Here is a 7,520-nt window from a genome sequence, read left to right on the forward strand (position 1 = left end):
AATAAGAAAGTCATTGTGAAGTGGTCAATCAGAAAAGCTATAATCCTTTTTTTCCTGCTTGATAGAGTAAGTCTATCTTCGAAATTTTGTGTCATTAGATATAATAGGTTCATATTGGTGCTAACGTCTCTGTATATGAAGCGTAGCCTGCCGATAGGTGGCTATGATTTCATATACAGTGTTACAAGTTTTTATTTTATCATTCCAAAATTTTTATTTTGCAACCAATTCCTCATGAATTCAGCATCACAAAGATGGTAAACCCAATTTCTGTTATTCCCTGTTTCATATTCGATAGTGAAAATTTTTCCACCAATTTTTCCGACCATTTCATCGAAATATGGTTTGATATCTGTCCAATTAGCCTGTTCCCATAACCACATCCCTTCCTTCATTTTATTCGGTAAAGATTGATAAGGAAAAATTGCTCCTCCAAAATCAATTAATCCATCAAATTTTTCCGCGATATATAAAGTCAATTCTCCGAGTATTTTATGGTCAATTTCTCTGTTGCACATAGCATAAAATCCTAAGTCAAATTTTGCATTGAATCCAACACAATTGTTAATCATTAAAATTTCTTCTTCAGAGTAATTGGAATCAATTTTTTGTTTATCAATTTCGAAAGGCCTACCATCAGTATTGTTAACAGAACCATTAATAGATTCTGTTGATATCACCCAAAAATCATTTCCTTCGACTTTATCAGAAATATTAAGGATTACATTTTCAATTTCTCTCTAAGTTCCTTCATTCGGAATAGTTTCCAATAAGACTGATGATGTTGGTCCTGCCATTTCTATTTAATTACTTGTAACGGACCGCATATGAGGCGTGTAGGGTTTGAAATAGTCCGACCTCTCAGAAAACTCACTTAGCCCATTGCTTTTCAATAGGCTAAATTAATAAGAAAGTGTCAATTTAAAAGCAATGGGCGCACAAATTGAAATCACCTCTCTTTGCTTAGCATCTACACCCCACATGACTTATATGCATTGTTGTAGTGCGTTTTTACTCAAATGAGAAATTTATCTCTTCAATAATAAAACCATTAGTTGTTGAATAATAATTATTCGATGCTGATGATTTTGAAATTATTATCAATATACCATTGTTATAAAAAATCCTATATGGATAACCTTTAGTAGATATTGTCTCAATATGTGATAGATTATTAAGATTATAAACTTCTATAGACTTGTTATTGCTACATGCTGCTAAAACTTTTGAACCATCATCATTAATTATGAAATCTGAGAATTTCAAATCTCCTCTAGGTAATCCATTAACATATGATATCGTGTTATTAAAAATATTCCCTAGAGGTGCACAGATGAACTTTTTTGAATTGGGAATTATTTTATATTGCGACGATATTGCATATTCACTATCCCATGGGTCTTTAAACTTCCTGGAAACTAAATTTCCATTGCTATCATAGTTGTAATATGATATTTCGTCTGAATTAACACTGAAAAGTTCAGTATTGGTATTGGGAATTATTTCCAATCTCCTACTTTCATCTCCATACCTTGTTAATTTAGAAATAACTTCCTTAGTATTTCTGTTTATTACAACCATTGGTTCGTCTGATGTACTTGTGCAATTAAAAATAATATTATCTTTTATCACCGAAGAAATGATTGAAAATGCACTAATCTTAATCTGTTCTATAAGTTCAAAATTTTCAGCATTATATATATATAACCAACCATCCTCTCTAGGTACAAGTAATTCATCTTTTTGGTTGCCAAAATATAAGGAACAAAAACCTACACCCGAATTAAAATCAAAATCAGTTTCTTCTTTTGTCTTAAAATTATAAGCTTTAACTAAACCATCATTTCTATTAATAAATAAAATTTGGTCTTTCTTTTGGTAATAAATAATATCATCAGTTTCAAATTCGATTAGAGAAATATCCCTTTTATATTCAATTATATTACTATAAATGATTTTTGAATAATATGGATTGTCTGCATTTGGAATTAGCCCTTGAATTTGATAAGAAATTACAGGAGTATACGGAACTTCTTCATCAATAAAACTTAGAGTTTCATTATCAAGGTTAGTTGCAATTGTATTTGAACTTGAATAGTATGAGTCGTCAATTACGCCATTGACTCTCACAACATTGAAAGAAGTAATGCTGTCATTAGAAACTGTCCAATTTAACTCGACACTATTTTCATAGATAATAGGTTTTTCTAAACTAATAGATGATTTTTCTCCATTTGGATTCTCATCTAATGGATAATCACAATCTTTCTCACAACTTATCAACGAAGTGATGAATACAGAAACTATCAAAATCTTTTTAATCATGTTATATTATTTATTTTAGTTACTTAATCTTTGGTGAAATGCACTACAACGGTCTCGGCTATGAGTAGTTGCGTAGTTTAGCACTTAACTTTGCAAGTATGCACCAAACTGAAAATCCTCGCGGATTTTCAGAAGTAGGCGAGAACAAGCAATTACTTATAGCCATTGTTAGCGGTAGTTTTTTAATCGTTCATTTTTATTTTGTGTTCAGTATATTTCAAAGATTCAATGCCCGAAATATTAAATCCTTGTTTAGAAATATAGTCCACATTTTCTTTCATTGAAACTTGAACTTCTTTTTTAATGGTCAGATTTCCATATTCTTCATAGGCTTCTGGTAAATAGATTGAAAATGATTTTCCCTTTCTAAAGGTTCCAATTTGCGTGTCTCCATATTTATTTTCAGGGTCTAAAAAGAACAAGTAGTCTTCTTGCGTGTCAGTTTTATTTTTAGAAAATCCAATTGAAAGCTAGGGAATCGCTGTATTTTCCTCATATCCACTTAACCAACCAACAAGATTGTGATAAACATAAAAACTAATTGATTGGTCAACTTTGATTATTTTCCAATCTCCGTATTCCGAAATTCCGAAATTGTATATTTTATATTCTTCATTTCCTGAAAGTTCTCCATATTCTTTAATTCCTTTGAGAATGTAACTTTCAGTTGTGCTTTTTGTAAGTATGAATCTGTCGTAATCTTCGCTCTTTATTTTCTTTAAAGTTCCTAGAGTCGGTTTTTCTTGTTCAGCTGTATTTACTTTAGTCTCAAAACCCTTAGTGTTTTGACCAATTAGATTGTTTTCTTTTTTCTCTCCAAACTGATTGAAAAGAATTAAAATAATTACAATTGCGATTACGCCTATTATTATGTACTTCATTTGTTTTTTCAAATTACCGCCAACTGTTAGTATATGGCAAGTAGCGTGAAATTATGAGTTAATTTTCAATCTCGCGACAAGCCAAAACTTTTGCATTTTGATTTTATCTTTACTTTTCAAAAGCCAAATATACCAAAATTTACGATTTAGAAAGAACCTCGCTATTTTTTATATACGGTGTTAGGCAACGTATTTTATTCGTAATATTGAATTGATCGTTTTATTATTCTTAATGGTTTATTATCTTTAAAATTAATCTTTTCAATCCAATTATCTTTATAATCATACTTATATTTATATTCCCAAATTTCCTTTGGGCTTTCGTCACTGGGAATCCGAGAATGCTCTATTAAATCTCCTTTTTTATTAAATTTTTCCACTGTTATTACAAAATAGCTACTGCCAATTGGTTTTGACACAGATTCTTTTAATTTTCCATTTTCGTAATAACTGTTTTTAATTTCTGTTAAAGAAGAATCATTTTCAATGTTGTGCTTTTCTAGCGTTAAATTACGATCTGAATTATAAAAAAAATGGCTTTCATAAACTAGAGTGTCCCAAGTGTTATATTCGACAACCTTTTCTTTACTTTTTAAATGATACTCATTAAAAGTCCTATCTATTATTTTGATAGGAATATCTTTAGATTTAAACTCTTTCTCTGAAATTATATTATCATATTTATCGTATTCAATTTTGTATACATAAACTATTGTGTCATTTTGAAAAATTTCCATCTTGACCGGTCTATTTTTATCATCACGCTTAATTTTATGAATTCTTTTGAAATCATTATTTGACATTATCCACTTTGTAATACTGTCTTTGGAATTGTATAGAAACTCATTATCATAAAATGATCCTTTTCCGTAATTATCTATTTCTTTTCTGTTTATTAGTTTATTATCCTTATCATAAGTATATAAAACTTCATTAATTAGTTTTCCATTTGCGTAATACTCTTTTTCAAAATCTAGTTTCCCGTCTTGATTAAATTCTATTGTTATATTTCGGTCAAGTCCACTGCTATTTTCTTTATTTCCAATTCTAAATGTGTCTTTTTGTTGAATCAAGCTGAACACTTCTGATTTTAGAGATTTAACTTTTCCGTTTAAGCCATAGTCAGAAATATCATTTTTTCTTTTAGATAAACTTGAAGAATTTGAGCAACTATAAGTTGAAAAACCTATTAGTATTAATATTATGATTGTTTTTTTCATATGTTGCCTAACTGTCAAGTGTATGAGTAGTAGCGGATATTATGCACTTACTGTTCGGTTAGGCAAAAAGATAGCTAAGAGGAAGAAACTTTGGGTTTGGCACTTTCCCCCGATATTTCTTATACACCTTGTTGTGTGTAGTTATTTATTCTTCTTCGTATCTGTCAAAATAATTTTCGATTTCAAAGTCGAATATTTTTTTTGATCTCGGTTTAATCATAACATTTCCATATGTCCCAATTACCTCTGCTTCTGTATCCCAATTTCCGCGTGTGAATTTAAATTGCACAGGACTTTTTAGTTTTAGTGTTATTTTCCTTTCATAATCGGATACTTTTTTCATTTTAACTTTTTCGGGATTCCAGTCTCCTAAATTAGTTTGATTTCCCGTTATGAAAACTTCATATTCTTTTTTAGGAACTTTTACCTTAATGGTAACTTCATATTCTTCATTGGTTAATTCACTATCTTGGTTTTTCTGAATATTTTCAAAATAAAATTCCAAAGCGTTATTTAGACTTGGTGGAAAGGTATTCCAATGATTATTGCTCGGAAATTTGCTTATTTCTGCTCTTATGTTTTCGTTTTTCAAGTTATTTCTGAAAAAATCGTAAACTTTTTCTCTTGCAGGTTTCCATTCTTTCCAATATTCGACACCCTCGTTAGCATTGCTTAAGTAGATGAAGGTTTGTTTTTTAATTTTTTATAGTCGAAATCAATAAGTGCTTTTGCTATTTTTTCGTTGTCATATGCAAGATTGGGCGAAATTGCAATATAATTTTGAAATAGATTTGGTTTTTCGCATAACGAGTATAATACAAATGAAGCTCCTAAAGAATGACCAACTGCAATATTATGGTCCAAAGTCCTATAATTTGAATTAATGTAATGATGACCTCAGATGAGACATAATTCAGAAAATTTTCTGCATTTCCAGAGTATTTTCCGTATCGTTTTTTTGAATCTTCAGTTTCTAAAACTGGCAATAAGTCATTGTTCCTAGAATAGTCGAGTTTCTCGTTGTAAGGAGAAGAAATTCCAACAACAATAAAAGATTAGTTTCCATCTGTTAAAAATGAAATTATTGAGCTGGTATAATCAAAAAACTCTCTGTTTTGACTATCGAATACATAAATTACATTGAAAAATTCATTTGTTCTCCAATCATAATCGGCAGGCGTATAAATTAGAATATCTCTTTCCTGATTTAATACTTTTGATTGAATTTTTACATTTTCAACTCTTGCGATATTTTGTCCAAAAATTAAACTTGTCCAAAAAATCAGTAGAATTGTTGAAATGATATTTTTTATCATTTTTAGTTAGTTTGGTTTATTACACATAACGGCCTTGTATAACCGTCAGTTACGGGTTTAAAGATAGTAATTTTCGGTTTGGCACCGACGTTAGCAATTCCGAGTGGATTCGGACGTAGTCGAATCCACCGTAATTGCGGTTATACGTTGTTGGCAACTGGCTTTTAATTTGTTTTAACCGAACCAGAACACATATCACCTTCTTCAATTCCATTTAACCAAACTTGTAGTTTTTCAGTTCGCTCTTCAGTTAGTTCCTTTAAAAACAAAGAAACACACATTGGATAAACACTTCCATATTCAGCTTGCTTATTTTCAGCAGGAAATTTCATTTCCAATTCAGAATCTCTGTATGAAATCCAAATTCTTTGTGTCTTTTTTAGTCGGTCAATGAAAATTGAGTCAGATTTATATTCAGTTAGTATTTTTTGATAAACCTTATTTAATTCAATATCAGATTTTTTATATTCTTCACTTGCATTTTTATTCATTTCGTGTTGAGTTTGTCCAAAAGCACAAAAGTTAAAAGTCATAAATAAGATTATCAGAATTCGATTCATTTTCTTTATGTGTTATGTTTTTTTAGCTTGTTGCCAACGGTTTGTGTATGGCTCGTTGCGGTTTGGTTTGCCAGGTTTTGTCTCTTTAAATTAAATATAGCTAAAAACATCGAATATCGATTAAGTATTTAGCCGCAATTGACTATACGCATTGTTATGCGTTGGCTTTTATATTATTTGATTTTTCTTTATTTTCTATAAGTTTTATTGTTTTACTATCCCAATTTAAAATAACTCGATAATTTTTAAAAAAGTCCAAGCCGAATGTTTTTTCTAAATATTGCTCAGAATAAACCTCTTCATTTTTCAAAATTTTATTTCCGAATTGTATTTCTTTAATTACTCCGGTATAAGATTGTCTCATTGTTTTTTGTTGTCCATAAATACCAATAACACCACGACTTTTAAATTTTTCAAAATCTGAAATTTTGCCATTTTTTATTTGCTTTTCAAATTCAGAAAACGGAATTACGATACCACCATTATAGCCTGTATCTACTGTGAAATTCCAAACTTTTTTACCATTTATTTTGCATGCAATAGAAGGTACTCCAGCAAAACCAATAAATAATTTGTTTGTTATTGTTTTTTTAGGTACTGTTAATTTTGATTCATTGTCAGTTATAGTAATTTGTTTCTTTTCAAAATCAAAATCCCAAATAGCATGTTGCATTAAGTTAGAACCAATAATTCCATCAATTTTCATAGAAGAATAATATGGTACAGATTTAAAATCATTTATTGAAGCTATTGTTCCAGCAAAATCAACTGATCCAATTTTAATAGTATCTATTCTTGCATATTCTATAATTTTATATCTATTGTAAATATCTCCTATTTTTTCTGAATCGATAACTTTTAAATTTAAGCTCTTTGATAATTCTTTTGATACAGCATTAGAAGCTCCTGTATCCAAAATGAAATTATAATCTTTATTTTTAATTTTTGGTTTTATAAATATAAAGCCATTTATAATTTCAAAAGGAACAATAATTTTATAATTTTCTTGAATTGTTTTTCCTTCTCTAAGATATTTTTCAGCCTTACTAACTGCACAACTATTTACTATAATAAATGTTAGAATGTAAATAAAGATTTTAATGATTTTCATATATGATTTCGTATTTTTTTTAGCTTACGCACAACGGTTTCGAGTATGGACAGTTGCGTGGTTGATTAGCCAGGTTTTGTCCGCTTAAAATAAATATAGCTAAAAAC

10 protein-coding genes are annotated in these 7,520 nt (G+C 29.3%); all 10 read right to left on the bottom strand.

What is annotated here, in order from left to right:
• Window positions 1-191: 191 nt before the first annotated feature.
• A complete protein-coding gene (locus ACN0WI_RS16665; protein ID WP_417888189.1) occupies window positions 192-734 on the bottom strand; it encodes a DUF6368 family protein in 543 nt (180 codons plus the stop codon).
• A gap of 277 nt (window positions 735-1,011) precedes the next feature.
• On the bottom strand, window positions 1,012-2,325 hold the full coding sequence (locus tag ACN0WI_RS16670) for a hypothetical protein (RefSeq protein WP_417888180.1): 1,314 nt from the start codon (window positions 2,323-2,325) through the stop codon (window positions 1,012-1,014).
• A 182-nt stretch (window positions 2,326-2,507) separates the two neighbouring features.
• On the bottom strand, window positions 2,508-2,747 hold the full coding sequence (locus ACN0WI_RS16675) for a hypothetical protein (RefSeq protein WP_417888181.1): 240 nt from the start codon (window positions 2,745-2,747) through the stop codon (window positions 2,508-2,510).
• Between the two features lie 48 nt (window positions 2,748-2,795).
• Entirely contained in the window at window positions 2,796-3,206 is a 411-nt protein-coding gene (locus ACN0WI_RS16680) for a hypothetical protein (RefSeq protein WP_417888182.1), read from the bottom strand.
• 194 nt (window positions 3,207-3,400) lie between these two features.
• Window positions 3,401-4,426 (bottom strand): hypothetical protein, encoded by a 1,026-nt coding sequence (locus tag ACN0WI_RS16685; protein WP_417888183.1) that lies wholly within the window; start codon window positions 4,424-4,426, stop codon window positions 3,401-3,403.
• 145 nt (window positions 4,427-4,571) lie between these two features.
• On the bottom strand, window positions 4,572-5,018 hold the full coding sequence (locus tag ACN0WI_RS16690) for a CBM20 domain-containing protein (protein ID WP_417888184.1): 447 nt from the start codon (window positions 5,016-5,018) through the stop codon (window positions 4,572-4,574).
• Between the two features lie 80 nt (window positions 5,019-5,098).
• On the bottom strand, window positions 5,099-5,290 hold the full coding sequence (locus tag ACN0WI_RS16695) for an alpha/beta hydrolase-fold protein (protein WP_417888185.1): 192 nt from the start codon (window positions 5,288-5,290) through the stop codon (window positions 5,099-5,101).
• Window positions 5,291-5,481: 191 nt separating this feature from the next.
• On the bottom strand, window positions 5,482-5,742 hold the full coding sequence (locus ACN0WI_RS16700; RefSeq protein WP_417888186.1) for a hypothetical protein: 261 nt from the start codon (window positions 5,740-5,742) through the stop codon (window positions 5,482-5,484).
• 164 nt (window positions 5,743-5,906) lie between these two features.
• Window positions 5,907-6,275, bottom strand: a complete 369-nt coding sequence (locus ACN0WI_RS16705) for a lysozyme inhibitor LprI family protein (protein WP_417888187.1) — start codon at window positions 6,273-6,275, stop codon at window positions 5,907-5,909.
• Window positions 6,276-6,456: 181 nt separating this feature from the next.
• Window positions 6,457-7,413 carry a retropepsin-like aspartic protease gene (locus tag ACN0WI_RS16710; protein ID WP_417888188.1) on the bottom strand — a complete coding sequence of 319 codons (957 nt, stop codon included), beginning with the start codon at window positions 7,411-7,413 and terminating at the stop codon, window positions 6,457-6,459.
• Between the last annotated feature and the right edge of the window lie 107 nt (window positions 7,414-7,520).

Origin of the sequence: Zunongwangia sp. (genome assembly GCF_048269745.1) — a bacterium.
Classification (GTDB): Bacteria; Bacteroidota; Bacteroidia; order Flavobacteriales; family Flavobacteriaceae; genus Zunongwangia.